This window comes from Pseudomonas sp. P5_B3, assembly GCF_056400405.1.
In genome coordinates, this window is sequence record NZ_JBFULI010000024.1 from 33,267 (window position 1) to 58,798 (window position 25,532).

Genomic DNA, 25,532 nt, shown 5'->3' on the forward strand with positions numbered 1-25,532 from the left:
ACTTCAAAGACGGCCTAATATGCGTTATCAATTGTCCCCGCGTCGAATCAGCATGAAGCATCTGTTCCCCAGCACTGCCCTCGCCTTATTCATCGGTATCGGCTTGCTGCCGATGTCGGGCAATACATTCGCAGCCAATAGCTGGGACAATCTTCAACCCGATCGTGACGAAGTGATCGCCAGTCTGAACGTCGTGGAGTTACTCAAACGCCACCACTACAGCAAGCCGCCACTCGATGACGCGCGCTCGGTGATCATCTACGACAGCTACCTCAAGCTGCTGGATCCGTCGCGTAGCTACTTCATGGCCAGCGACATTGCCGAATTCGACAAGTGGAAGACGCAGTTCGACGACTTCCTCAAGAGTGGCGACCTGAACGCCGGGTTCACCATCTACAAGCGCTACCTGGACCGCGTGAAGGCGCGTCTGGACTTCGCCCTTGCCGAGCTGGGCAAAGGCGTCGACAAGATCGACTTCACCACCAAGGAAACCTTGCTGATCGACCGCAAGGACGCTCCTTGGCTCAAATCCACCGCAGAACTCGATGACCTGTGGCGCAAACGCGTCAAGGATGAAGTGCTGCGGATGAAGATCGCCGGCAAAGAGCCCAAGCAGATCCAGGAAACCCTGACCAAGCGCTACAAGAACCAGTTGGCACGCCTGGACCAGACCCGCGCGGAAGACATCTTCCAGGCGTACATCAATACCTTCGCCATGTCCTACGACCCGCACACCAACTATCTGTCGCCGGATAATGCGGAGAACTTCGACATCAACATGAGCCTGTCCCTCGAGGGCATCGGTGCCGTGTTGCAGAGCGATAACGACCAGGTGAAAGTCGTACGCCTGGTGCCGGCAGGTCCGGCGGACAAGACCAAGCAGGTTGCACCGGCCGACAAGATCATCGGCGTTGCCCAGGGCAACAAGGAAATGGTCGACGTGGTGGGCTGGCGCCTGGACGAAGTGGTCAAGCTGATTCGTGGTCCGAAGGGCACCATTGTGCGCCTGGAAGTCATCCCGGCCAGCAATGCGCCGAACGACCAGACCACCAAGATCGTGCCGATCACCCGTGAAGCGGTGAAGCTCGAAGACCAGGCCGTGAAGAAATCGGTACTGAACCTGAAGCAGGACGGCAAGGACTACAAGCTCGGCATTATCGAAATCCCGGCGTTCTATCTGGACTTCAAGGCCTTCCGTGCCGGCGACCCGGATTACAAGAGCACCACCCGCGACGTCAAGAAACTGCTGACCGAGTTGCAGAAAGAGAAAGTCGACGGCGTGGTCATCGACCTGCGTAACAACGGCGGCGGTTCCTTGCAAGAGGCCACCGAGCTGACCAGCCTGTTCATCGACAAAGGCCCGACCGTGCTCGTGCGTAACGCCGATGGCCGCGTCGATGTCCTGGAAGATGAAAACCCGGGCGCATTCTACAAAGGCCCGATGGCGTTGCTGGTCAACCGCCTGTCCGCCTCGGCATCGGAGATTTTTGCCGGCGCCATGCAGGACTACCACCGCGCACTGATCATCGGCGGCCAGACCTTCGGCAAAGGCACCGTGCAGACCATTCAGCCGCTCAACCATGGCGAACTGAAACTGACCCTGGCCAAGTTCTACCGGGTTTCCGGGCAGAGCACCCAGCATCAGGGCGTCTTGCCGGACATCGATTACCCGTCGATCATCGACACCAAGGAAATCGGTGAAAGCGCCCTGCCGGAAGCCATGCCATGGGACACCATCAAGGCCGCCATCAAGCCTGCGCTGGATCCGTTCAAACCGTACATTTCGCAGCTCAAGTCCGAGCATGACGTGCGGACGGCCAAGGATGCAGAGTTCGTGTTCATCCGGGACAAGCTGGCCCTGGCGCAGAAACTGATGTTGGAAAAAACCGTCAGCCTCAATGAAGCCGAGCGTCGTGCCCAACATGCCGACATTGAAGCCAAACAGCTGGCCATGGAAAACATCCGTCGCAAGGCCAAGGGCGAAGAACCACTCAAAGAGCTGAAGAAAGAAGACGAGGACGTCATTGCGGCCGAAGATGACAAAACCAAACCGGAAGACGACGCCTACCTGAGCGAAACCGGGCGGATTCTGCTGGACTACCTGAAACTCAACACGGCAGTGGCCAAGCACTGAGTTTTTACAAACAGCTGATGGCAATTTAATGCTGACGCCCCCGGAGCGTCATCAAACAGTCATCGTTCTGTCGTGAAATGGAGGACCGGGCGTGCTCTTTACCAAGGGCACGCCCGGTCCTTTTTTTATCGCCAGAGATCGCCATGACCACAACCGAACAGCTGAGTGCATTGAGCTCGATCCTGACTCAAAGCGGTTTGCACAGCCTGTTCCAGCCGATCATCAGCCTCTCTGAACGACGCATTCTCGGCTACGAAGCCCTCAGTCGCGGCCCCTCCAACAGCCCTCTGCACTCCCCGGTCGCCCTGTTCGCCGTCGCCCGCCAGGCCGGACGTCTGAGCGAGCTGGAAATTGCCTGCCGCGAGAGTGCTTGCCGACGCTTCAATGAACAGCAATTGCCTGGCCTGCTGTTCCTTAACGTATCCCCGGAATCCCTGCTTGAAGCGGCCCACCAACCGGGGCGCACCCTGCAACTGCTGCAAGACTTCGGCATCCCTCCGAGCCAGGTGGTCATCGAGTTGACCGAACAAACGCCAACGGATGATTTCCAGCTGCTGCAAACCGCCCTGCATCACTATCGGGCGATGGGGTTTTCGATTGCGCTGGATGATCTGGGGGCGGGCTATTCAAGTTTGCGGTTGTGGTCTGAACTGCGGCCGGACTACGTGAAAATTGACCGACACTTCATTGATGGCATTCATCAGGATGCGCTCAAGCGTGAATTCGTCGGTTCGATCCTGCAAATCGCCAAGGCTTCGCGGGCGCAAGTCATCGCCGAAGGTATCGAACTACCGGAAGAGCTCACGGTGCTGACCGAAATGGGCGTGGACCTGGTGCAGGGCTACCTGCTCTGCCGCCCCCAGGAACACCCACCGCGGGATGCCCGGGCAATGATGCCCCGACAGGACAGCATCGCCGTTGTACTGAGCGAAGACGGCAGCGACCTCAGCGCCCTGCTCAACGAGCAACCCGCGGTGAACCGTGACACCCCCACCGCCACGGTGCTCGAAACCTTTCGCCGCCAGGCCAACCTGAACTCGCTGGCGGTCCTGGATGAACAGGGTCAGCCCTGCGGCATTGTTCATCGCCATTCGCTCTCCGACGTCCTGCTCAAGCCCTTTGCCACCGACCTGTTCGCCCGCAAGCCGATCAGCCGCTTGATGAGCGATGACTTCCTCGCCGTCGAACTGAGCCAGTCGCTGCAACAAGTCAGCCGCCTGATCACCAGCCGTGCCCGCCAGCGCATCGAAGAAGATTTCATCATCACGCTCAATGGCGGCTATCTCGGGCTTGGCCGGGTGATTGACGTGCTCAAGTTGATTACGGAACTGAAGATCCAGCAGGCCCGCTACGCCAACCCGCTGACCTTGCTGCCGGGCAACGTGCCGATCCGGCAATGCCTGACACGACTGCTGCAACAGCAACGGGAATCGGTGATCTGCTACGTGGACATCGACAGTTTCAAGCCTTTCAACGACATCTACGGCTACGGCCGCGGCGACGAAGTCCTGCTGTGCCTGGCGCAATGCCTGAACGACCGCGTCGACCCGGCCCGCGACTTTGTCGGCCACATCGGTGGTGATGACTTCCTGCTGGTGCTCGGCCCGGAAGACTGGCGCAAACGTTTGAACCAGCTGCTCGACGACTTCCAGAGCCAGTGCCGGCGTTTCTACCGCAGCGAGCACCTGGAAGCCGGCTGCTTCGTCGCTCCGAATCGCCAGGGCGTGCGTCAGGAGTTTGCGCTGTTGTCACTGTCGATCGGGGTGGTGCATTTGCACCCACAGGCCTGCGGACAACTCGATGCGAGCCAGCTGGCCGAGATGGCATCACAGGCCAAGCACCATGCGAAGAATGTGCAAGGGTATAGCGTGCATGTGATTGATAGCCTGGTGGTGCCGGAGCCCGAAAGGGTTTGGCTGACAGGGCAGCGCTGATTGATCTGACGCCCCCCCTGTAGGAGCTGGCTTGCCAGCGAAGACGCCAGATCAAACAACCTGAATCTCGATTTGATCCCCACCTATATCCTTCAAGAAGACCCCGCCCACAACCACCGCCCGATCACATCGATCACATCACAGCCATCACCGGGCAGCCTGGGGTTATAGGTCCGACTCGCGAGACGCCAGCTCTTGCAACTTGATCTGTGCCAATGGATGCCCGGCCTTGGCGGCGATCCCCCAGAACCGCACTGCTTCAACCGGGTCCGGAGCCTTGCTCGCCGTCCCGGCCAGACTGATCACACCCACTTGATACGCCGCCTTGCCATCGCCCGCCAACGCCGCCAGGCGCAACAAACGCACGCCCTCCTCACGAGCACCGAGGCCGACGCCGCGAAACGTCAGGATGTGCCCATAGAAGCTCTGGGCGCCGACATCGCCCAGGTTGGCCATGCGTGCGAACTGGCCTTCGAGCCAGCGCCAGCCACGTGGCTGACGGACAAACCACGACCAGTGAAACAACTGGCGCGCGAGCCAGTATCCGGCTCGCGCCTTGAGTCGCAAAAACACTCAGGCCTCGGCCGATTCCGGGTATTCGTACTCGAACACCCGCACCACTTCCGAAGCATGCCAGGACGCGGCGGCGACACCGTCCGACGGCCCGGAAAAACGCCCGAGACGCTCGACACATTCAAAGAATCCGGTGCGCGGCAAGCGGCTGGCGCCCTGACTGATCACCAGTGAACTGCGCAATGGCTGCTCCGCCCTGGCGTCCAGGGCCGCCAGATGCTCAAGGGCCGCTGTCAGGGTTTGCATGGCCGGTGTCGGCAACTGCAAACGTTCCAGTAATGCCCGATAAGTCAGGAGATGGCGCTGACGACGCGCCTGATCCAGTTCGCCCAGCAATCCGTCCCAATGTTGACGACTGATGCGTACGCTCACGATTCATCCCTCCACCCCGGCACCGTCAATTCCCAGGCCAGGCTGCGACGAATCGCGGCGTCGGGCAGACGCTCGCCACTTTCGATCATGGCCAGGTAAGACGGGCTGATGCCTACCGTGCGGGCCAACACCTCGATGGCGATGCCCTTTCCTTCGCGCAAACTGCGTAGTTGGTCCAGACCCGGAAGAATCGCGTCTGGTGTTGCCGCCTGAAGCTTCGTGGCTTCAGGCGACGCTTGCTCCTTGATGCCTGCTGCTTTCAGTAACGCCTGATACTGAGCCCATGGCAGAACCGCATATTCGGGCTCGCCTTCGCGTGTAATTATCTGAATATCCATGACTACCCCGTAGGACAACAACACTTAGCGAGTCGGCACTTTTCCCTAGAAGTGTAATCCTAACAGCGGCCAAGGTCGCGGGGGGCATCAATCTGTGAACAGGTCAAAATCGACTCAGTGTTTTTTCGGGCCTTGAAGTTGCAGTTGCTCGGGGGTATCAGGCAGGCGCTCAACCACCGCGAGCTTCTCCGGCACCTGCCGTTTGCGCCAGGCGCGGAAGGCATTGAGTTCGTCGTCGAGCACTTTCATAAGCCACGCCAATACCGCGATGTCATCGAGCATGCCGAACACCGGAATGAAATCCGGGATCGCATCCACCGGGCTGAGGAAGTACATCAGGCCCGCGACGACCGAAACCAGCGCCTTGGGGCTGATGGCGCGATACTCACCACGCCAGTAGGCCAGGCAGAGTGCCTGCAACAGCTTCAAATCATCTTTGAGTTTGCCCAGTCGGTTGCCTTGGCTCGCGCCCTTGCTGGCGACTGCGAACAACAGGGCCGGCAATCGGCCACGTGCCAGCAGGCGTCCGGCCAGCGGCAGGAAACGAGCGAAATTCCAGGGTGCTTTCATGATTCCTCCCGTTGAAATGTTATCCACACAAATTGTGGATAACCTTGTGAACAGAGCTGCTTTTCATCGCTGTAAGCCCCGTTTTACAAGGCCTGCGTTCAGATCGGGCGTTTTTTACCCATCAAAAAAAACCTATAATTTCATTGACTTGGCGGACTTGTGCATCTAACGCCAACGCCTACTATGCCTGAGACTCCGGCCTGGAGCGTCTGTTCGTTTTGTTTACCCGTGCCAAACGCCAGATGCAACAACGCCCCGCATGAGCGAGGCGTTGTTATCGAAGCAGGCGCCGATTACTTGGCTGCGTCGTCTTCTTTTGCCGGATCCTTGATGGCCAGCAGTTCCAGGTCGAATACCAGCACCGAGTTGGCCGGAATCGCCGGGCTCGGGCTTTGAGCGCCGTATGCCAGGTCAGCAGGGATGTACAGTTTGTACTTCTCGCCAACGTGCATCAGTTGCAGGCCTTCGACCCAACCCGGGATCACACCGCTGACCGGCAGATCGATCGGGCTGCCGCGCTCGACGGAACTGTCGAATACGGTGCCGTTGGTCAGCTTGCCGGTGTAGTGAACGGTCACTACGTCAGTCGGCTTTGGCTGAGGGCCATCGGCTTTCTGCACGACTTCGTACTGCAAGCCCGAAGCGGTGGTGGTCACGCCGGCTTTCTTGGCGTTTTCTTCGAGGAATTTCTTGCCGGCAGCGGCCGACTCTTCGCTCATCTTGGCCATGCGTTCTTCGGCACGCTTTTGCAGTGCGGCGAACGCCTCAACCAGTTCTTCGTCCTTGAGCTTCTGCTCTTTCTTGCCGACGGCGTCTTCGATGCCCTGGGCTACAGCTTTGGAATCCAGGTCATCCATGCCTTCCTGAGCCAGGCTCTTGCCCATGTTCAGGCCAATGCCGTAGGAAGCTTTTTGCGCCGGAGTTTTCAGCTCTACGCTGGTCTGCGAATCACAACCCGCGAGTACCAGGCCAACCAGGGCCACCGCCGCCGCCAACCGATGCTGTTTCATGCTATTTCCTTGTTCATGCGCCTAAAGGGCAATCGAGTAAAGCCGCGAGCTTATCAGGCCGCCACGACCAATGGCTACCGGCATGAGAACCGGAAACGCTTGATAAGTTCAGGTGTTTAAACGCATTTCACCATTCGGCCGATGAAGCTTCTTTCATCTTGTTCCGACGCAGACTGATTCCTGAACCTGCAACATATGGCGTAATGGCCTCTTGCCGCACCTTGGGTACTCGGGCATAACGGCATGATCATTCGACAAGGACGTTTATCTTGCACCTCTTCTTTCGCTTACTGGTTCTCATCGCAGTACTTCTCGGGCTGGTCTTGGCCGTGGTTCTTTACTACGTCGCCAACCCGAAATTGCCGGCCTGGTCACCTCCACGACAGGTGCATTACCTGGAGCAATGGAGCGCCGCCGATCGAGAGACTTATTACTTCATACCCCAGGGCACTCAGGTCAAAGGCTTGCGCTATGACTGGTTCACCGCCCTTGAACTGCCCTTCTCGCAGCAACGCTTCGCCGCCCCCGAGTACCTCGCCCGCTTCGGTTTCCTGGTGGACCCCGGCCAGAAACCGACTCCGAATAACCCCGGCAACCTCCCGGCAGGCTTTACCCGGCACCAGAATACGGGGAGCCCGGATGTGTTTCTGGATGTCACCTGCGCGGCCTGCCACACCGGTGAACTGCGCTTCAAGGGTCAAGCCGTGCGTATCGACGGCGGCTCGGCGCAGCACGTCCTGCCGTCCAGTGTTCCTACACTCAAAGGGGGCAGTTTCGGACAAGCACTGGTAGCCAGCCTGGCCTCGACTTACTACAACCCGTGGAAGTTCGAACGTTTCGCACGCAACGTGCTGGGCCAGGACTACGACGCCCGCCACCAACAGTTGCGCAAAGAATTCAAGTCCTCACTCGATACGTTCCTCAAGGTGGCCTGGAACGACACCCATCGCGGGCTCTATCCGACCGAGGAAGGCCCGGGGCGCACAGACGCCTTCGGGCGCATTGCCAACGCCAGCTTCGGTGATGCGATCTCCCCCGACAACTACCGTGTGGCCAATGCCCCGGTCGATTATCCGCAGTTGTGGGATATGTGGACGTTCGAATGGGTGCAGTGGAACGGCTCGGCGAAACAACCGATGGCGCGCAACATCGGCGAAGCGTTGGGTGTCGGCGCCACGCTGAACTTCTTCGACAAGAACGACCAGCCACTGATGGGCGACGCCCGCTATCCCTCAAGTGTCCGTGTGCGCGACCTGCACCTGATCGAACAGACCCTGCAACGACTCAAGCCTCCTGCCTGGCCGGAAGATCTGTTGGGCGCGGTCGACAAACCTCTGGCAGCAAGGGGGCGCGCCTTGTTCGCCGAAAACTGCGCGGGTTGTCATGTACCGCACACCACCCAGGGCGACGGGCGATACGTTCAGCACCTGAAAATGATCCCGGTGGATTACATTGGCACAGACCCCGGCGCAGCCAACAACATCGCCGACCACCGCTTCGACCTGACTGCGCTGCAATGGAATCAGGCGGAGCTGGAAAAACTTGATGTGGAGCCAAAACCCACCGAACCAATGGACCTGAGCAAAATGTCCGTGGCCAAGGGGTTGGCCTATGTCACCGCCTATGTCCAGGACCGAGCGTATCAAGACGCCAATGTCACCCCTGCCGAGCGTGCTGAAATGGACGGTTTCGGCCTGCCGATCGGCGTGCGCGAATTGCGTTCCTACAAGGCCAGGCCATTGGCGGGGGTATGGGCGACAGCACCGTTTCTGCACAACGGTTCGGTACCGAGCATTTATCAATTGCTGTCGCCTCAGGATGAGCGTGTGACCACGTTCTACAAAGGCTCTTTCGAATACGACCCACAGCATCTGGGATATCGCACCGAAGCCTTCAACAACGCTTTTCTGTTCGACACGCAAATCACCGGCAACCACAACAGCGGTCATGAATTCCGTGCCGGCAATCTCGGCAATGGCGTGATCGGCCGCGGGCTGCAGCCGCAGGAACGCCGGGCACTGCTGGAATACCTGAAAGTGTTGGGCGGCCCGCTGGAAGCGCAATTGCCATGACCACAGTCTCAGCCAAAAGGACTTTCTCATGCTGACAACACTCTGGCTGCGCCTAGGCGCCTTCCTCGGCAAGCTGTCGCTGTGGTTGCTGGGTCTCGGCGTGCTTGGCTGGGCCCTGGCCAGCGCCTGGTTTGCCTGGCAGCATCGCGGGCCGGTCTCGGCGCAGGAGTTGATTGCGGACAACGAAGCCGCGATGACCCAGGACATCATCCAGACCGCCGTGCGCATCGTCGATCAGCACCGCGAAAGCACCCGCTACCTGCGGGACGCCCATGCCAAGGCCCACGGCTGTGTGAAGGCCGAAGTCCAGGTGCTGCCGGAACTGCCAAGCGAGCTGCGCCAGGGCGTATTCAGCGAGCCGGGCAAAACCTGGCAAGCGACGATGCGCCTGTCCAACGGCAATGCCTACCCGCAGTTCGACAGCATCCGCGACGCCCGGGGCATGGCGATCAAACTGTTCGATGTTCCAGGCAAACAACTGTTGAGCGAACAGCAGGGGCGAGGCGAACAGGACTTTGTGATGTTCAGCCACCCGAACTTCTTTGTGAGCAATGTCGCCGAATACCGTCAGAACGTCGCCGCTCAAGCCGACGGTGAAAAGATGATGGCTTTCTTCCCCGGCCGGGATCCACGTGCCTGGCAGGTTCGCCATCTGTTCATTGCCCTGGCGACACTGGCCCCTGCCCCGCCAAGCCCAACCCGGACGACATACTTTTCGGTTTCGCCCTACAAATTCGGTGAAGCCAATGCGAAGTTCCGGGTCGCACCCGATCCAGACAGTTGCCCGGCCTACAGCCTGCCGGAACAAAATCGCAAGCTGCCGAACTTTCTGCGCAATGCGCTGAACCAACAGCTGTCGACCGACCGAGTGCCGGCGTGTTTCGCCTTGCAAATCCAGCGACAGGACGCCAACAAGTACATGCCGATCGAAGACACCAGCATTGAGTGGCGCGAAAGCGATGCGCCCTTCGAGACCGTGGCGCGAATCAAGGTTCCGGCGCAGGACTTCGATACACCGGCGCTGAACCTGCAATGCGACAACCAGTCGTTCAATCCCTGGTTTGGCGTCGAGGCGCACCGCCCCATCGGCGGGATCAACCGCCTGCGCAAGGCCGTGTATGAAGCGGTCAGCGACTACCGGCACAGGCGCAATGCCGGACTGTAGGAGCGAGCTTGCTCGCGAAGAAACCATGGGCGCCGCGGGGTATCTGAATTTACGCGTTATCGTTCACGACCTTCGCGAGCCAGCTCGCTCCTACAGAGAGCGAGGAAAGCCAAATCCAGGACAGCAAAAAGCCCGCACAAGGCGGGCTTTCTGTGGCGATCTGGCGTTCAGTGTTCCAGATTACCGAATATGGCGCAGCGGACGGGACTCGAACCCGCGACCCCCGGCGTGACAGGCCGGTATTCTAACCGACTGAACTACCGCTGCGCGTAGCGTTGAAAGTGGTGGGTGATGACGGGATCGAACCGCCGACATTCTGCTTGTAAGGCAGACGCTCTCCCAGCTGAGCTAATCACCCTTTACCTTCGTTGCGGGGCACATTATGCCACAGGTTTTTATAAAATGTTGATTTATTTGAAGTTTTTTTCAAAAAATCTAAAAACCGGTGAAACGACGCAACCCACAGGAACAACAGTCAAACTTGAGGCAGAAAAAAGCCCGCCTAAGCGGGCTTTTCCGTGGTGACCTGGCGTTCAGTGTTCCAGGTTACCGAATATGGCGCAGCGGACGGGACTCGAACCCGCGACCCCCGGCGTGACAGGCCGGTATTCTAACCGACTGAACTACCGCTGCGCGTAACACTGAAAACGAATGGTGGGTGATGACGGGATCGAACCGCCGACATTCTGCTTGTAAGGCAGACGCTCTCCCAGCTGAGCTAATCACCCTTCGCTTCGGTGTGGCGCGCATTCTACGGAGCGACCCAACCTCTGGCAAGCACTTTTTAAAATAATTTTCCGAGGCCTTCCAAAGGCTTAGAGAAAGGTTGGCCTATGGCACGGCGAAGACAATAATGCCCCCCTTTGTATAAAGGAGAGACTCGCCCCATGTGGTTCAAAAACCTGCTTATCTATCGCCTGACCCAAGATCTGCCTGTTGATGCCGAGGCGTTGGAAACTGCACTGGCCACCAAACAGGCGCGCCCATGTGCAAGCCAGGAGTTGACCACCTACGGTTTCGTCGCGCCATTCGGCAAAGGCGAAGATGCGCCGCTGGTGCATGTCAGCGGTGACTTCCTGCTGGTGTCCGCGCGCAAGGAAGAACGTATTTTGCCGGGCAGCGTCGTGCGTGACGCGGTCAAGGAAAAGGTCGAAGAGATCGAAGCCGAGCAAATGCGCAAGGTCTATAAGAAGGAGCGCGATCAGATCAAGGATGAAATCATCCAGGCCTTCCTGCCCCGCGCCTTTATCCGCCGCTCGTCGACCTTCGCCGCCATCGCGCCGAAACAGGGCCTGATCCTGGTCAACTCGGCCAGCCCGAAACGCGCCGAAGACTTGCTGTCGACCTTGCGCGAAGTGATCGGCACCCTGCCGGTGCGTCCACTGACCGTGAAGATGTCCCCGACCGCAACCATGACCGAGTGGGTCACCACGCAGAAAGCCGCGGACGATTTCTTTGTACTGGACGAGTGCGAACTGCGCGACACCCACGAAGACGGCGGCATTGTGCGTTGCAAGCGTCAGGACCTGACCAGCGAAGAAATCCAGTTGCACTTGAGCACCGGCAAAGTGGTCACCCAACTGTCCCTGGCCTGGCAGGACAAACTGTCGTTCGTCCTCGACGACAAAATGGTGGTCAAGCGCCTCAAGTTCGAAGACCTGCTGCAAGACCAGGCGGAACAGGACGGAGGCGACGAAGCCCTGGGCCAACTGGATGCCAGCTTCACCCTGATGATGCTGACCTTCGGCGACTTCCTGCCGGCGCTGGTTGAAGCGCTGGGTGGCGAAGAGACTCCGCAGGGGATCTAAACCCTGGCGATGTCCAAATTGTAGGAGCGAGCCTGCTCGCGATWGCGGGMTGTCAGTCAGCATCATTGTTGAATGTCAGTCCGCWATCGCGAGCAGGCTCGCTCCTACATTGGTTTTGTGGTGCTACTTAATAACAAGGATCAGGCCATGCGCGCACTGGCTGCATTGAGTCGTTTTGTCGGCAACACCTTCGCTTACTGGGTATTGATTTTCGCTGTCATGGCGTTTCTGCAGCCGGCATGGTTCCTCGGCCTCAAGGGCGCCATCGTACCCTTGCTGGGGCTGGTGATGTTCGGCATGGGCCTGACCCTCAAACTCGAAGACTTCGCCGAAGTCGCACGCCATCCATGGCGCGTGGCCCTGGGCGTGGTCGCGCATTTCGTGATCATGCCTGGCGTGGCGTGGTTGCTCTGCCAGGCATTCCACTTGCCACCGGAAATCGCTGTCGGCGTGATTCTGGTCGGCTGCTGCCCAAGCGGCACCTCGTCGAACGTGATGACCTGGCTGGCCCGTGGCGACCTGGCGCTGTCGGTAGCCATCGCCGCCGTCACCACCCTCCTCGCCCCGCTGCTGACCCCAGCCCTGATCTGGCTGCTGGCCTCGGCCTGGTTGCCGGTGTCGTTCATGGAGTTGTTCTGGTCGATCCTGCAAGTGGTGCTGTTGCCGATCGTGCTGGGCGTGGTTGCCCAACGGGTACTCGGCGACAAGGTTCGGCATGCGGTGGACGTGTTGCCGCTGGTGTCGGTGCTCAGCATCGTGCTCATCGTCACGGCAGTGGTGGCCGCCAGCCAGGCGAAGATTGCCGAGTCCGGCTTGCTGATCATGGCCGTGGTCATGCTGCACAACAGCTTTGGTTACCTGCTGGGTTACTTCACCGGGCGCCTGTTCAAGCTGCCTCTGGCCCAGCGCAAGTCCCTGGCCCTGGAAGTCGGCATGCAGAACTCCGGGTTGGGTGCCGCGTTGGCGAGTGCACACTTCTCGCCGCTGGCGGCAGTGCCAAGTGCATTGTTCAGTGTCTGGCACAACATTTCCGGGGCATTGCTTTCCACCTATTTCCGTCGCATGAGCGAGAAACAGGATCGGGAAATGGCTGCACAGCAGGCGACTGACTGATTCAAAAACTTGATCCCCGGGTTAATGCTGGGCACTCTATTGCCCATCGCGAGGACGACCTCGCGGCTCGATCGAGTCATTAATCAGGGGACGACCCCGTCAGACGATGGAGGTCTTCATGTCCTGGATCATTCTGTTTTTCGCCGGCCTGTTCGAAGTGGGCTGGGCCGTCGGCCTCAAGTACACCGACGGTTTCACCCGCCCGCTCCCCACTGTGTTGACCGTCGCTGCCATGGCTATCAGCCTTGGCTTGCTCGGCCTTGCCATGAAGGAATTGCCGCTGGGTACGGCCTATGCGATCTGGACCGGTGTCGGCGCCGTGGGCACGGTGATCGCCGGGATCATCCTGTTTGGCGAGTCCATGGCGCTGGTGCGGTTGGCGAGTGTGGCGTTGATCATTAGCGGATTGGTTGGGCTCAAGGTCAGCGCTTAGGCCTCTGCCGCCATCGCGAGCAAGCTCGCTCCCACAGTTGATTGCATTCCAATGTGGGAGCGAGCTTGCTCGCGATGAGGCCTGTTCAAACAACCATTATCTAACAGCCCCGCGCAACTCCCCCACCATCGCCTGCAACTTCGCCGGCTCCGCCACTTCAACCGCCACCGCCGGCCCTGCCACCAACGTCACCCGCGACCACAGGCGATGAAACAGTCCCTTACCCGGATCGCGGCTGAAGAAACTCCCCCACAACCCCTGCAAGGCCAATGGAATCACCGGCACCGGTGTTTCTTCGAGAATCCGCGTCAAGCCGCCCTTGAACTCATTCATTTCGCCATCGGCGGTCAATTTACCCTCGGGGAAGATGCACACCAGCTCACCGTCCTTCAGATACCGGGCAATGCGCGTGAAGGCCTTTTCGTAGATCTGGATGTCTTCATGACGCCCCGCGATAGGAATCGTCCCTGCGGTACGGAAGATGAAGTTCAGCACCGGCAGGTTGTAGATCTTGTAATACATCACGAAGCGAATCGGCCGACGTACCGCGCCGCCAATCAGCAAGGCGTCGACGAATGACACGTGATTGCACACCAGCAACGCCGCGCCTTCATCGGGGATCAGATCCAGATTGCGATGCTCGACGCGGTACATGGAATGGCTGAGCAGCCAGATCATGAAACGCATGGTGAACTCGGGGACGATCTTGAAGATGTAGGCGTTGACGCCGATGTTCAGCAACGACACAACCAGGAACAGCTGCGGGATCGACAGTTTGGCCACGCTCAGCAAGACGATCGAGACAATCGCCGACACCACCATGAACAACGCATTGAGGATGTTGTTGGCGGCAATCACCCGCGCCCGTTCGTTTTCCGCCGTACGTGACTGGATCAGTGCGTACAGCGGCACGATGTAGAAACCACCGAAAACGCCCAGGCCGAGGATGTCGAGCAGTACCAGCCAGGCGTGACCGAAACCGAGGATTTCGATCCAGCCATGGCCGGCGGCGCTGTCCGGTATTGCGCCGGAATGCCACCACAACAGCAGGCCGAAAACGGTCAGGCCGAACGATCCGAACGGCACCAGCCCAATTTCGACTTTACGCCCGGACAATTTCTCACACAGCATCGACCCCAACGCGATGCCGACCGAGAACACCGTCAGAATCAGCGTCACCACGGTTTCGTCGCCGTGCATCCACTCCTTGGCATAGGCCGGGATCTGCGTCAGATAAATCGCCCCGACAAACCAGAACCACGAGTTGCCGACAATCGAGCGTGATACCGCCGGCGTTTGCCCAAGGCCTAGTTTCAACGTGGCCCAGGACTGGCTGAAAATGTTCCAGTTCAGGCGCATTTGTGGCGTGGCGGCCGCTGCCCGGGGAATGCTGCGACTGGCCAGGTAGCCGAGCACGGCAGTGCCGATGATCGCCATGGACACCACAGGCGCGTAATGCGCCGAAGACATCATGATCCCGGCGCCAATGGTGCCGGCGAGGATCGCCAGGAAGGTGCCCATTTCCACCAGGCCATTGCCGCCTACCAGCTCGTCTTCATGCAGGGCTTGCGGCAGGATCGAATATTTCACCGGCCCGAACAGCGCCGAGTGGGTGCCCATGGCGAACAGCGCCACCAGCATCAACGACAGGTGATCGAACATGAAGCCGACGGCGCCGACCGCCATGATGGCGATTTCCCCAAGCTTGATCAGGCGGATCAACGCGTCCTTGGCGAACTTTTCCCCGAATTGCCCGGCCAGGGCCGAGAACAGGAAAAACGGCAGGATAAATAGCAGCGCACACAGGTTGACCCAGATCGAGCGGTCACCTTCGATGGTCAACTTGTACAAGATTGCGAGGATCAACGACTGCTTGAACACGTTGTCGTTGAACGCCCCGAGGGACTGGGTGATGAAGAACGGCAGGAAGCGCCGGGTGCGCAGCAAGGTGAACTGTGAGGGGTGACTCATCTTCCATGTGTCCCTGATGTTAGGTAGCGAGTGGCCTGGATTCTTATTGGATTATCACAAGTCGATCCAGGCCACACCTTACCTAACTTTTGCCGGTTATTTCTTCAATCCGGCAATACACGGCGAGACAAACAGCTCGCCACGCCAGGCGCCCAGCACCGTGCGCTTGCCGACGATCAGCCACATCACCGCCAGCAACGCCACCAGCACACAGCCGAACACACTGAAGAACGTCAGGTTCAAGGTACTGGCCAGCTTCAACGTCGCCAGAGAATAGACGCCCAACGGGAAGGTGAAGCCCCACCAGCCAAGATTGAATGGAATGCCGGCACGCAGGTAGCGCACAGTGATCAGCAACGCCATCAGCATCCACCACAGGCCGAAGCCCCACAAGGTGATGCCGGCCACCAGACCCAGTCCTGCAGCGATCTCACCGACTCCCGGCATACCGTTGGCGGCGAAAATCAGCGGCGCATCGCCGCCCAGTACCAGCATACCCAGCGCACCAGTGCCGATCGGGCCAAGGGCCAGCCAGCTCGAGGCGGCCATGTTTTCGTGGGGCAGTTTATGCAGGGCCATGCGCAGCAACAGAATGGTCAGGATGCTGAAGGCCACCGGCAGGGAAAAGGCCCAGAGTACATAGCTGGTCACCAGCACCACCAGTTGCGAGTGGGCGTCGGCCAGGTGCGGCGCCAGCAAACCACCGCTGGCGGCGGCGACTTCTGCCGCGACCACCGGCAACAGCCAGACGGCGGTCATCTGGTCGATGCTGTGCTCCTGACGGGTGAACATCATGTAGGGAATCAGCACACCGCAGGCCAGCGACATGGCCACATCCAGCCACCACAGCACCTCGGCGACGTGAATCACACCTTCACCCCAGCGCGGCAGGCCGAACACCAGGAAGCCATTGATGATGGTCGCCAGGCCCATGGGGATGGTGCCGAAAAACATCGAAACCGTTGAGTGGCCGAAAATCCGTCGCGCCTCGTCGAAAAACAGCACCCAACGCGCCGTGTATACCGCCGTAAACAGCAGAAACAGGGCGATGTTGAACAGCCAGAGAGCTTCGGCAAAGTTGTGCAAGGCGGGCATGGCGACCGGCAATTGCGCCAGTGCCAACGCCAGCACGCCGGTGCCCATGGTGGCCGCGAACCAGTTAGGGGTGAACTGGCGGATCACCTCGCGGGGATGCTGCAAGTGACTGAACGGTTTGATTCCGGGCTTGATGCTATTGGCGCATGTCATGGCGAACTCCTGTCCTCTTGTGAGGTAGAGCCCATGTTAGATCCGAATCGAATATCGATATAACGGGTAATATCTCTATATCTTATCGATATCACTTATATAGCGTCAGACACTCCCTTCCGATTCGATCACCAATATCCGGGCAGGTCCTACCGGATGCGCCACATGTTCAGTGCCTACCGAGGCATAAAAAATGTCACCGACCTCCAGCAAAGCTTCCCGCTCTAAACCCTCTTCGCGATAACGCATCCGCACTTGCCCATCGAGCACCACGAACACTTCCTCGCCATCGTTGACATGCCACTTGTAGGGTTGATCGGTCCAGTGCAGCCGCGTGGTGATGCCGTTCATATTGGCGATATCCAGCGCGGCCCAGGCACGCTCGCCGGTAAACGATTTGCTGCGGATGATCTTCATGGTCCGATCCTTCGAGTGAGCTGAGTGGGTGCCAAGGCTAACTCAATTTTACCGGTTGGCCTCGCAAACCCTGGCCGAACGCGACCGCAGTAAACCCGCCATTGCAATGAAGGCCAGCACCATCAGCACCGCACCATAACCATCGGTGGTTGCCACCAGACCAAAGGTCCGCGCCAGGTTCCCGGCCAGCAGCGCCGGCAGGCAGAACGCCAGATAACTCAGCACGTAATACGCCGACATCAACCCGGCGCGCTCATGGGGCAAGGCCAGCGGCACCAGACTGCGCACCGCCCCGAGGAAACCGGCGCCGAAGCCACAACCGGCGACCAGCGTGCCGAGGAAAAACAGCGGCAAACTGGCACTGTGCACGCCCAGTAGAATCAGGGCGACTCCCGCCGGCAACGAACTGGCGCCCAGTTGCAGTGCCTTGGTCGCCGCCTGATTGCGCAAGGTGTAAATCATCAGGGCACCGGTCACCGTCAATGCGGCGACGGTCGCCCCGCCAATCAGGTTCGACGTTGAACCCGTCGCCGTGCGCACCAATGAAGGTGCCAGCGACGCGTAAAAACCGCCGAGCGCCCAAGTCGCCGTGTTGAGCGGCAACACCCGCCATAACGTCGCGCGCGCCTGGACCGGCACATGCAGGGTGGGCCGCAATGATGCCCAAGCCCCGGACTGGCGCGTGACGCTCTCCGGCAAACGCCAGACAAATACGGCCTGCATCGCGAACAGAGCAAGTAGCAGCCAATAGGTCAGGTGCAACGGCGCCGGCGCAAACTCGGCCAGCAAACCGCAGCCCATTCCACCCAGAGCCATGCCGAGCAAGGGTGCGACGCTATTGACCAGCGGGCCTTGTTGGCGATCGGTGTCCAGCAAGGTTGCACTCAACACGGCAGTCGCCATGCCGGTGGCAAACCCTTGCAGCACACGGGCACTGATCAGCCACGCAACGCTGTCGGCGTAGATAAACAGCAACATCGCCAGGATGTTCAGCAGCACCGCCGTAAAAATCACCGGTTTGCGCCCCAGGTAATCCGACAGCGAGCCGACCGTCAGCAACGCTGCCAACAGGCTGAGGGCGTAGACGCCGAAAATCAGGGTCAAGGTCGCTGCCGAAAACTGCATCTGCTCCTGATACAGGTGATACAGCGGCGTCGGCGCGGTGGAAGCCGCCAGAAAACTGAGTAAGGTTATTGCCAGAAACCACAGGCTGGCACGATTTGAAGGAGAATCGGGCATGGACACACTCCGCAAAAGCTAATTTTTTGCTTTTGCGGAGTGTGCTACTGGATCCCTCTTAAAGCAAATTCTTTGTGTTAAGGTCCGATACATGGCTTTCAGGACCGGATGCCAGCCGCAAGACCCGGTGCAATACAGGAAACACAAGATGACAGCTCCCACTTTACGCCCCGGCGGCCGTAGCGCCCGGGTACAAGAGTCGATTCATTCGGCCGTGCGCCAACTCCTTGAGGAGCAGGACCGCGCCAGCGTGACGGTGCCACAAATTGCGGCGCGCGCGGGTGTCACCCCGTCCACCATCTATCGACGCTGGGGCGATGTGTCGGCGCTGCTGGCCGACGTCGCCCTCGCCCGCATGCAGCCCGACAACGAGCCGGCCAATACCGGCAGCCTTCACGGCGACGTGCGCGCCTGGGCCGAGCAGTACCTGGACGAGATGAGCTCCGAACCCGGCCGCAACATGCTGTGCGACGTGCAGGCAGCGTTGAAGCCGAGTTATTGCGCGACAATCATTGGCGGGCAACTGCAGACGATTCTGGATCGCTATCCGGATCAGCCCAAGCCCAGTGTCGATCGGCTGATCAATCTGATCGCCGCGCCGACGGTGTTTCGCATTCTGTTTTCCGAGGCGCCGCTTGAGGTTGAAGAGTTGCATCGGTTGATCGAGATCGCATTCAGTCAGTGAGGCCCCCATCGCGAGCAAGCTCGCTCCCACAAGGGTCGGCGAACACAGGGCAAATGTGGGAGCGAGCTTGGTCCGGGCGGCGTTCCGACGATGGGGCCAGTCCAGACACTGAAAAGTCACCTGCGACACCCCGCCACGCCACGACCTTGGTCGACACTGACTAACGCTGGCGGTCGTGCGAGACTGTCTGTCCGGGCGCAAGTCCCGGATGTCTTTTGTCTGGAGCCCCCATGTCGCTGTCCACCGGGCTGATCGCCGCCGTCGCCCTGGCCTATATGGCCATCATGTTCGCCATCGCCTTCTATGGCGACCGTCGCAGCGCGCCCTTGCCGCCGCGAGTGCGTGCCTGGGTGTACAGTCTGTCGCTGGCGGTCTATTGCACCAGCTGGACTTTCTTTGGCTCCGTGGGCCAGGCCGCCGAACAACTCTGGTCGTTCCTGCCGATCTACCTGGGGCCGATCCTGTTGCTGGTCGGGGCGCCGTGGGTCCTGCAAAAAATGGTGATGATCAGCAAGCAGGAGAACATCACCTCGATCGCCGACTTCATCGCCGCGCGCTATGGCAAATCCCAGTCGCTGGCGGTGGTAGTGGCGCTGATTTGCATGGTCGGTGTGCTGCCCTACATCGCGCTGCAGCTCAAAGGCATCGTGCTCGGCGTGAACCTGCTGATCGGTGCCGGCGCCGACGCCATGGGCACCCGTGCCCAGGACACCGCGCTGATCGTGTCGCTCGTGCTGGCGCTGTTCACCATCGTCTTCGGTACCCGCAACCTCGACGCCACGGAGCACCACCGCGGCATGGTGCTGGCCATTGCCTTCGAGTCATTGGTGAAATTATTCGCGTTTCTCGCCGTCGGCGCCTTCGTGACCTACGGCCTGTACGACGGTTTCGACGACCTGTTCGACCAGGCCATGCTTGCGCCGCGGCTGGAACAGTACTGGAAGGAAACCATCAACTGGCCGTCGATGGTGGTGCAGACCGGTGTGGCGATGATGGCGATCATTTGCCTGCCGCGGCAGTTTCACGTGACCGTTGTCGAGAACATCGAGCCCCAGGATCTGCGCCTGGCCAAGTGGGTATTCCCGGCCTACCTCGCCCTCGCGGCATTGTTTGTCGTGCCGATCGCACTGGCCGGCCAGATGCTGCTGCCCAGCTCGGTGTTGCCAGACTCGTTCGTCATCAGCCTGCCCCTGGCCCAGGCGCACCCGGCGCTGGCCCTGTTGGCATTTATCGGTGGCGCATCGGCGGCCACCGGCATGGTGATCGTGGCCAGCGTGGCGCTGTCGACCATGGTGTCCAACGACATGCTGTTGCCGTGGCTGCTGCGGCGCAACAACGCCGAGCGCCCGTTCGAAGTGTTCCGCCAGTGGATGCTGTCGGTGCGACGTGTCAGCATCGTGGTCATTCTGCTGCTGGCCTACGTCAGTTATCGCCTGCTGGGCTCGACCGCCAGCCTGGCGACCATCGGCCAGATCGCCTTCGCCGCCGTGACCCAACTGGCCCCCGCCATGCTCGGTGCGCTGTACTGGAAACAGGCCAACCGCCGCGGCGTTTTCGCCGGCCTCGCCGCAGGCACCTTCCTTTGGTTCTACACCTTGATCCTGCCGATTGCCGCCCTCAGCCTCGGCCTGTCCTTGAGCACCTTCCCGGGCCTGGCCTGGTTGCACAGCAATCCACTGAACCTGCCGATCACTCCGTTGACCCAAGGCGTGGTGCTGTCGCTGGCAGGCAACTTCACACTGTTCGCCTGGGTCTCGGTGTTGTCCCGTACCCGGGTTTCCGAGCATTGGCAGGCGGGCCGCTTCATCGGCCAGGAAATCAGTACCCGCCCCAGCGCACGCTCGATGCTGGCGGTGCAGATCGACGACTTGCTGCAATTGGCGGCGCGCTTCGTCGGCGAAGAACGCGCCCGGCAAAGCTTCATCCGTTTTGCCTATCGCCAGGGCAAAGGTTTCAACCCGAACCAGAACGCCGACAGTGAATGGATCGCCCACACCGAACGCTTGCTGGCCGGTGTGCTCGGAGCCTCCTCGACCCGCGCGGTGGTAAAGGCGGCCATTGAAGGCCGGGAGATGCAACTGGAGGACGTCGTGCGCATCGCCGACGAAGCCTCGGAGGTGCTGCAATTCAACCGTGCCTTGCTGCAAGGCGCCATCGAAAACATCACCCAGGGCATCAGCGTGGTCGACCAGTCGCTGAAACTGGTGGCCTGGAACCGTCGCTATCTGGATTTGTTCAACTACCCGGATGGCCTGATCAGAGTCGGCCGGCCGATTGCCGACATCATCCGTCACAATGCCGAGCGTGGATTGTGCGGACCCGGCGAGGCCGAAGTGCATGTCGCCCGTCGCCTGCACTGGATGCGTCAGGGCCGCGCACATACTTCCGAACGACTGTTCCCCAACGGCCGGGTGATCGAGCTGATCGGCAACCCGATGCCGGGCGGCGGCTTCGTCATGAGCTTCACCGACATCACCGCGTTCCGCGAAGCCGAGCAGGCGCTGACCGAAGCCAACGAAGGCCTGGAGCAACGGGTCACCGAACGCACCCACGAATTGTCGCAGCTCAACGTTGCCCTGACCGAAGCCAAAGGCACCGCCGAGGCGGCCAACCAGTCGAAGACCCGTTTCCTCGCGGCTGTCAGCCATGACCTGATGCAGCCGCTGAATGCGGCGCGGCTGTTCTCCGCCGCCCTCTCCCATCAGGAAGATGGTTTGTCGGGCGAGGCGCAGAAACTGGTCGAGCACCTGGACAGCTCACTGCGCTCGGCCGAGGACTTGATCAGCGACCTGCTGGACATTTCCCGCCTGGAGAACGGCAAGATCAATCCGAATCGCCAGCCATTCGCACTCAACGAACTGTTCGATACCCTTGGTACCGAGTTCAAGGCGCTGGCGCGCGAACAAAAACTGGAGTTCCGCGTTCGCGGCAGTGCGCTGCGGGTCGACAGCGACATCAAATTGCTGCGACGGATTTTGCAGAACTTCCTGACCAACGCTTTCCGCTACGGCAAAGGGCCGGTGTTGTTGGGGGTTCGTCGGCACAAGGAAGGATTGAGCCTGGAAGTCTGGGACCGTGGACCGGGCATTCCGGAAGACAAACAGCAGGTGATTTTCGAAGAGTTCAAGCGCCTCGACAGCCACCAGACACGGGCCGAAAAAGGTCTCGGCCTGGGGCTGGCGATTGCCGACGGGCTATGTCGCGTGCTCGGTCATACCTTGCGCGTACGCTCCTGGCCGGGACGCGGTAGCGTGTTCAGCGTCAGCGTGCCGCTGGCCCGGGCGCAAACCGCAGCGCCGGTCAAAGTCGCCGAGCTCAATGGCAAATTGCTCAATGGGGCGCAGGTGCTGTGCATCGACAACGAGGACAGCATCCTGATCGGCATGAACAGTCTGCTCAGCCGCTGGGGTTGCCAGGTCTGGACCGCACGCAATCGCGAGGAATGTGCCGCATTGCTTGGCGAAGGCATGCGCCCGCAATTGGCGTTGGTGGATTACCACCTCGATCATGGCGAGACCGGAACCGATTTGATGGCCTGGTTGCGCACGCAAATGGGCGAGCCGGTTCCCGGGGTGGTGATCAGCGCCGATGGCCGGCCGGAGACGGTCGACCAGGTGCATGCCGCGGGGCTGGATTACCTGGCAAAACCGGTGAAACCGGCGGCGTTGCGGGCGTTGTTGAGTCGGTATTTGCCGCTGTAACGAGGCAAGCTAACACTTTGCCCCCTCGCCACAATAATCAGCAGTCGCCCGGGGCTACTCCGGCAACTCGACCAACCCATCGACATCCGTCATCGCCCGCTCCAGCAAGTCCGCCGGCAGGCTCTTGCTGGCCCGTGCGCCCAGCAGCTTGAGTTGTTCACTGCGACTGACCAGGTTGCCACGCCCTTCTGTCAGCTTGTTGCGCGCCGAACTGTAGGCCTTGTCCAGTTGCTGCAGGCGATTGCCGACCTCGTCCAGATCCTGAATGAACAGTACGAACTTGTCATACAGCCACCCGGCCCGCTCGGCGATCTCCCGGGCATTCTGGCTCTGGCGCTCCTGTTTCCACAGGCTGTCGATGACACGCAGGGTCGCCAGCAACGTGGTGGGGCTGACGATCACGATGTTGCGGTCGAATGCCTCCTGAAACAGCGTCGGCTCAGCCTGCAACGCGGCAGAAAACGCCGCCTCGATCGGTACGAAGAGCAATACGAAATCCAGGCTGTGCAAGCCATCGAGACGCTTGTAATCCTTGCCGGCCAAGCCTTTGACGTGATTGCGCAACGACAGCACGTGCTGCTTGATGGCGATCTGGCCGATGGCCTCGTCCTCAGCCGCCACGTATTGCTGATAGGCCGTCAGGCTGACCTTGGAGTCGACCACCACCTGCTTGTCGCCCGGCAGATAAATGATCACGTCCGGCTGAAAGCGCTCGCCGTCCGGTCCCTTGAGATTGACCTGCGTCTGGTACTCGCGGCCCTTCTCCAGTCCCGCATGCTCGAGCACGCGCTCAAGAATCAGTTCACCCCAATTGCCCTGGGTCTTTTGCCCTTTCAAGGCGCGGGTCAGGTTGGTGGCTTCATCGCTCAGGCGCAAATTCAGCTGTTGCAGTCGCTCCAGCTCCTTGGCCAGGGAGAACCGCTCACGAGCCTCATTCTGATAGCTTTCCTCGACACGTTTTTCGAAGGACTGGATGCGCTCTTTCAACGGATCAAGCAACTGCCCCAGGCGCTGCTGACTGGTTTCGGCAAAACGCTGCTCGCGCTCATCGAAAATTTTCCCCGCCAGCTCGGCAAACTGCGCGCGCAACTCGTCCCGCGAACCTTGCAGGTCGTTGAGGCGTTGCTGATGACTGTCCTGTTGCTCGCGCAATTCGGCGTTGAGCGAAGCGGCCTGGGCATCCAGACGGCGCAATTCGGCTTCCTTGCCGGCACGCTCGATATTCCACGCATGGGCGGCGTCCCGGGCGTCGTCGCGCTCGATCTGCAGCAGTTCGACTTCACGACGCAGCGCCGCCAGATCCGCCTGTTTGGCGGCGTTGGCCTGGGTCAGGTCAGCGATTTCGTCGCGGCTGGATTCGAGCTGTGCGTTCAATCCGTCCTGCGCCAGTTGCGCCATGGCCAGGCGCTCTTGCAGCAGTGCAACGTCTGCCTGCGTGGTGCTGGCCCGACGCTGAAGTTGCCAGGCCAATACCAGCAACGGTAACGCAGCCGCTGCCAGACCCAGCAATACGCTGGTCAAATCCATTGCCATAGCCACTCCTGCCAATCGGATAAAACCTGAAGGTTAACCAAGGCGTCTGGTCTTGGACAGCTCAGTCTTCGATCAGCCCCAGTTCCTGTTGAGCGCGGCGATCGCCTGCCCGGGCGGCCTGACGCAGCAGGTCCTGACCGATCCGGCGGTCCCGGGCATTCCCGCATTCCCGGCACATCAATTGGCCAAGACGGCTTTGTGCAGCCACCACGCCTTCACGGGCCGGCTGCTTGAGCAGCCGTCCGGCGATGTGTTTGACGTTACGGTTTTCGCCCAGATGCGGACTGTCCAACAGCCACTCCGCCACGCGCATGGAAAAGCGCTTGGTAGGGGCAATAGTGGGTTGTGTGGAGGAAGAGGAAACAGACGCTGAGCGAAACTTCATAAAGCACTGTGGGGCAGATCGGAAGGCGCGCAACTTTACTCTCTTTTTCTTACAGGTAAAGCTGAAAATATCCCGGCACACCCGTCCTAGAGCAAGCGCTCGGGACAATCCACAGAAGCTGTGGATAACTCAGTGGACAACCGCGCCTGAACCCGCTCAAAGCCCTGTGGAATGGGGCTCGCAGTCAAACTGACGATTTTTTCACCAGTTAAAAAAAGCGATGTTTTTCATTGACTTAAATTTTGGTTACAGGCAGCCATTGCGCTTGAACATGGGATGACAGCGGGGTGACAGACCGCGCAACTAATGTGCACAAGTCCCTTTGCGACGGTTATATCCATGCACTTTTTCGGAGCGTTTTTTGGTCATGCCTGGGGATAAGCCTTGGCAAACCCGGCGTTTAGACAGCTGCGTTGCTACTAACCTCGACAACCGATGGTCGGATATTGTTCTGCTACGGGGCATATCAATCGCAGGCAGCGCAGCTTCATACGCTTGGCTACAGGGCAAAACAGCCCGATCGGGCACCTGCCGGGAAATTTTTTTGCTAACACACTTCCCTTGGCCAGTTCAATCCGTTAGTATCCGCGGCGTTAGTACCAAGCTGAAAGTCAATTCTGGTCGAACAAATCCCCCGGTCAGCCTTCCCAAAGGAAGCCTCCACCGAGCAAGCGGGATCGACCACCTCGATGGTTTCCAGGTAAATCTTGCGCCGACACAACCTTTGAATCGAAAGCAAAGGGTGTTGCTCCGCCTGCTTACTCTGCTCGAACCAACCTGCAAATTGATCAGGATCTTCACCCCGGGCCCAGAACCTTTGCCCTTGATGTG

The 25,532-nt window shown here is 59.8% G+C and carries 20 protein-coding genes and 4 tRNA genes; 9 read left to right on the forward strand and 15 right to left on the reverse strand.

What is annotated here, in order from left to right:
- Positions 1-52: 52 nt before the first annotated feature.
- Both AC1DRN_RS15545 and AC1DRN_RS15550 read left to right on the forward strand, forming a co-directional pair.
- Positions 53-2,134, forward strand: coding sequence for a carboxy terminal-processing peptidase (locus tag AC1DRN_RS15545; protein ID WP_223462224.1), 2,082 nt, complete (start codon positions 53-55; stop codon positions 2,132-2,134).
- A 143-nt stretch (positions 2,135-2,277) separates the two neighbouring features.
- Entirely contained in the window at positions 2,278-4,068 is a 1,791-nt protein-coding gene (locus AC1DRN_RS15550; protein WP_223462163.1) for a bifunctional diguanylate cyclase/phosphodiesterase, read from the forward strand.
- 165 nt (positions 4,069-4,233) lie between these two features.
- On the opposite strand, the gene AC1DRN_RS15555 is transcribed toward AC1DRN_RS15550, so the two are convergent.
- The 5 genes from AC1DRN_RS15555 to AC1DRN_RS15575 form a co-directional block, all read right to left on the reverse strand.
- Positions 4,234-4,641 (reverse strand): SEL1-like repeat protein, encoded by a 408-nt coding sequence (locus AC1DRN_RS15555; RefSeq protein ID WP_223462162.1) that lies wholly within the window; start codon positions 4,639-4,641, stop codon positions 4,234-4,236.
- Positions 4,642-5,013 carry a hypothetical protein gene (locus tag AC1DRN_RS15560; RefSeq protein WP_007898892.1) on the reverse strand — a complete coding sequence of 124 codons (372 nt, stop codon included), beginning with the start codon at positions 5,011-5,013 and terminating at the stop codon, positions 4,642-4,644.
- Positions 5,010-5,351 carry a helix-turn-helix domain-containing protein gene (locus AC1DRN_RS15565; protein WP_223462161.1) on the reverse strand — a complete coding sequence of 114 codons (342 nt, stop codon included), beginning with the start codon at positions 5,349-5,351 and terminating at the stop codon, positions 5,010-5,012. The genes AC1DRN_RS15560 and AC1DRN_RS15565 overlap by 4 nt, the downstream gene beginning before the upstream one ends.
- Positions 5,352-5,465: 114 nt before the next feature.
- Positions 5,466-5,921, reverse strand: a complete 456-nt coding sequence (locus AC1DRN_RS15570) for a YkvA family protein (RefSeq protein WP_223462160.1) — start codon at positions 5,919-5,921, stop codon at positions 5,466-5,468.
- Positions 5,922-6,214: 293 nt separating this feature from the next.
- Positions 6,215-6,931 (reverse strand): FKBP-type peptidyl-prolyl cis-trans isomerase, encoded by a 717-nt coding sequence (locus AC1DRN_RS15575; protein WP_218431282.1) that lies wholly within the window; start codon positions 6,929-6,931, stop codon positions 6,215-6,217.
- Positions 6,932-7,200: 269 nt separating this feature from the next.
- Between AC1DRN_RS15575 and AC1DRN_RS15580 the strand changes: the two genes are divergently transcribed.
- Together AC1DRN_RS15580 and AC1DRN_RS15585 are read left to right on the forward strand one after the other, a co-directional pair.
- On the forward strand, positions 7,201-9,003 hold the full coding sequence (locus tag AC1DRN_RS15580) for a di-heme-cytochrome C peroxidase (protein WP_223462159.1): 1,803 nt from the start codon (positions 7,201-7,203) through the stop codon (positions 9,001-9,003).
- A 28-nt stretch (positions 9,004-9,031) separates the two neighbouring features.
- Positions 9,032-10,168 carry a catalase family protein gene (locus AC1DRN_RS15585; protein ID WP_223462158.1) on the forward strand — a complete coding sequence of 379 codons (1,137 nt, stop codon included), beginning with the start codon at positions 9,032-9,034 and terminating at the stop codon, positions 10,166-10,168.
- 190 nt (positions 10,169-10,358) lie between these two features.
- On the opposite strand, the gene AC1DRN_RS15590 is transcribed toward AC1DRN_RS15585, so the two are convergent.
- The 4 genes from AC1DRN_RS15590 to AC1DRN_RS15605 form a co-directional block, all read right to left on the reverse strand.
- Positions 10,359-10,435 (reverse strand) — tRNA-Asp (locus AC1DRN_RS15590).
- Positions 10,436-10,450: 15 nt separating this feature from the next.
- Positions 10,451-10,526: transfer RNA gene (locus AC1DRN_RS15595), tRNA-Val, on the reverse strand.
- 198 nt (positions 10,527-10,724) lie between these two features.
- Positions 10,725-10,801, reverse strand: a tRNA-Asp gene (locus AC1DRN_RS15600).
- 19 nt (positions 10,802-10,820) lie between these two features.
- Positions 10,821-10,896: transfer RNA gene (locus AC1DRN_RS15605), tRNA-Val, on the reverse strand.
- Between the two features lie 159 nt (positions 10,897-11,055).
- On the opposite strand from AC1DRN_RS15605, the gene rdgC reads away from it, so the two are divergent.
- From rdgC to sugE, 3 genes are all read left to right on the forward strand, one after another.
- The gene (gene rdgC / locus AC1DRN_RS15610; protein ID WP_053156939.1) at positions 11,056-11,976 is read left to right on the forward strand and encodes a recombination-associated protein RdgC; all 921 of its coding nucleotides are present in this window, start codon (positions 11,056-11,058) and stop codon (positions 11,974-11,976) included.
- A gap of 147 nt (positions 11,977-12,123) precedes the next feature.
- Entirely contained in the window at positions 12,124-13,089 is a 966-nt protein-coding gene (locus AC1DRN_RS15615; protein WP_223462157.1) for a bile acid:sodium symporter family protein, read from the forward strand.
- 118 nt (positions 13,090-13,207) lie between these two features.
- Positions 13,208-13,522, forward strand: coding sequence for a quaternary ammonium compound efflux SMR transporter SugE (gene sugE / locus AC1DRN_RS15620; protein WP_007977599.1), 315 nt, complete (start codon positions 13,208-13,210; stop codon positions 13,520-13,522).
- A 96-nt stretch (positions 13,523-13,618) separates the two neighbouring features.
- Here sugE and AC1DRN_RS15625 read toward each other — a convergent pair whose 3' ends face one another.
- The 4 genes from AC1DRN_RS15625 to AC1DRN_RS15640 form a co-directional block, all read right to left on the reverse strand.
- Positions 13,619-15,493, reverse strand: a complete 1,875-nt coding sequence (locus tag AC1DRN_RS15625) for an MFS transporter (RefSeq protein WP_223462156.1) — start codon at positions 15,491-15,493, stop codon at positions 13,619-13,621.
- A gap of 96 nt (positions 15,494-15,589) precedes the next feature.
- On the reverse strand, positions 15,590-16,741 hold the full coding sequence (locus AC1DRN_RS15630) for a TDT family transporter (RefSeq protein ID WP_223462155.1): 1,152 nt from the start codon (positions 16,739-16,741) through the stop codon (positions 15,590-15,592).
- Between the two features lie 105 nt (positions 16,742-16,846).
- On the reverse strand, positions 16,847-17,158 hold the full coding sequence (locus tag AC1DRN_RS15635; protein WP_223462154.1) for a cupin domain-containing protein: 312 nt from the start codon (positions 17,156-17,158) through the stop codon (positions 16,847-16,849).
- A 48-nt stretch (positions 17,159-17,206) separates the two neighbouring features.
- Positions 17,207-18,397: an MFS transporter gene (locus AC1DRN_RS15640; RefSeq protein WP_223462153.1), complete on the reverse strand. Its 1,191-nt coding sequence runs from the start codon at positions 18,395-18,397 to the stop codon at positions 17,207-17,209.
- Between the two features lie 148 nt (positions 18,398-18,545).
- Here AC1DRN_RS15640 and AC1DRN_RS15645 point away from each other — a divergent pair, with 148 nt between their 5' ends.
- Both AC1DRN_RS15645 and AC1DRN_RS15650 read left to right on the forward strand, forming a co-directional pair.
- On the forward strand, positions 18,546-19,082 hold the full coding sequence (locus AC1DRN_RS15645) for a TetR/AcrR family transcriptional regulator (protein WP_223462152.1): 537 nt from the start codon (positions 18,546-18,548) through the stop codon (positions 19,080-19,082).
- Between the two features lie 230 nt (positions 19,083-19,312).
- Positions 19,313-22,783 (forward strand): hybrid sensor histidine kinase/response regulator, encoded by a 3,471-nt coding sequence (locus tag AC1DRN_RS15650; RefSeq protein WP_223462151.1) that lies wholly within the window; start codon positions 19,313-19,315, stop codon positions 22,781-22,783.
- A 54-nt stretch (positions 22,784-22,837) separates the two neighbouring features.
- Here AC1DRN_RS15650 and AC1DRN_RS15655 read toward each other — a convergent pair whose 3' ends face one another.
- Positions 22,838-24,202, reverse strand: a complete 1,365-nt coding sequence (locus AC1DRN_RS15655) for a DNA recombination protein RmuC (protein ID WP_223462223.1) — start codon at positions 24,200-24,202, stop codon at positions 22,838-22,840.
- A gap of 175 nt (positions 24,203-24,377) precedes the next feature.
- Positions 24,378-24,701 (reverse strand): SEL1-like repeat protein, encoded by a 324-nt coding sequence (locus tag AC1DRN_RS15660; protein WP_223462150.1) that lies wholly within the window; start codon positions 24,699-24,701, stop codon positions 24,378-24,380.
- Positions 24,702-25,532 lie beyond the last annotated feature (831 nt).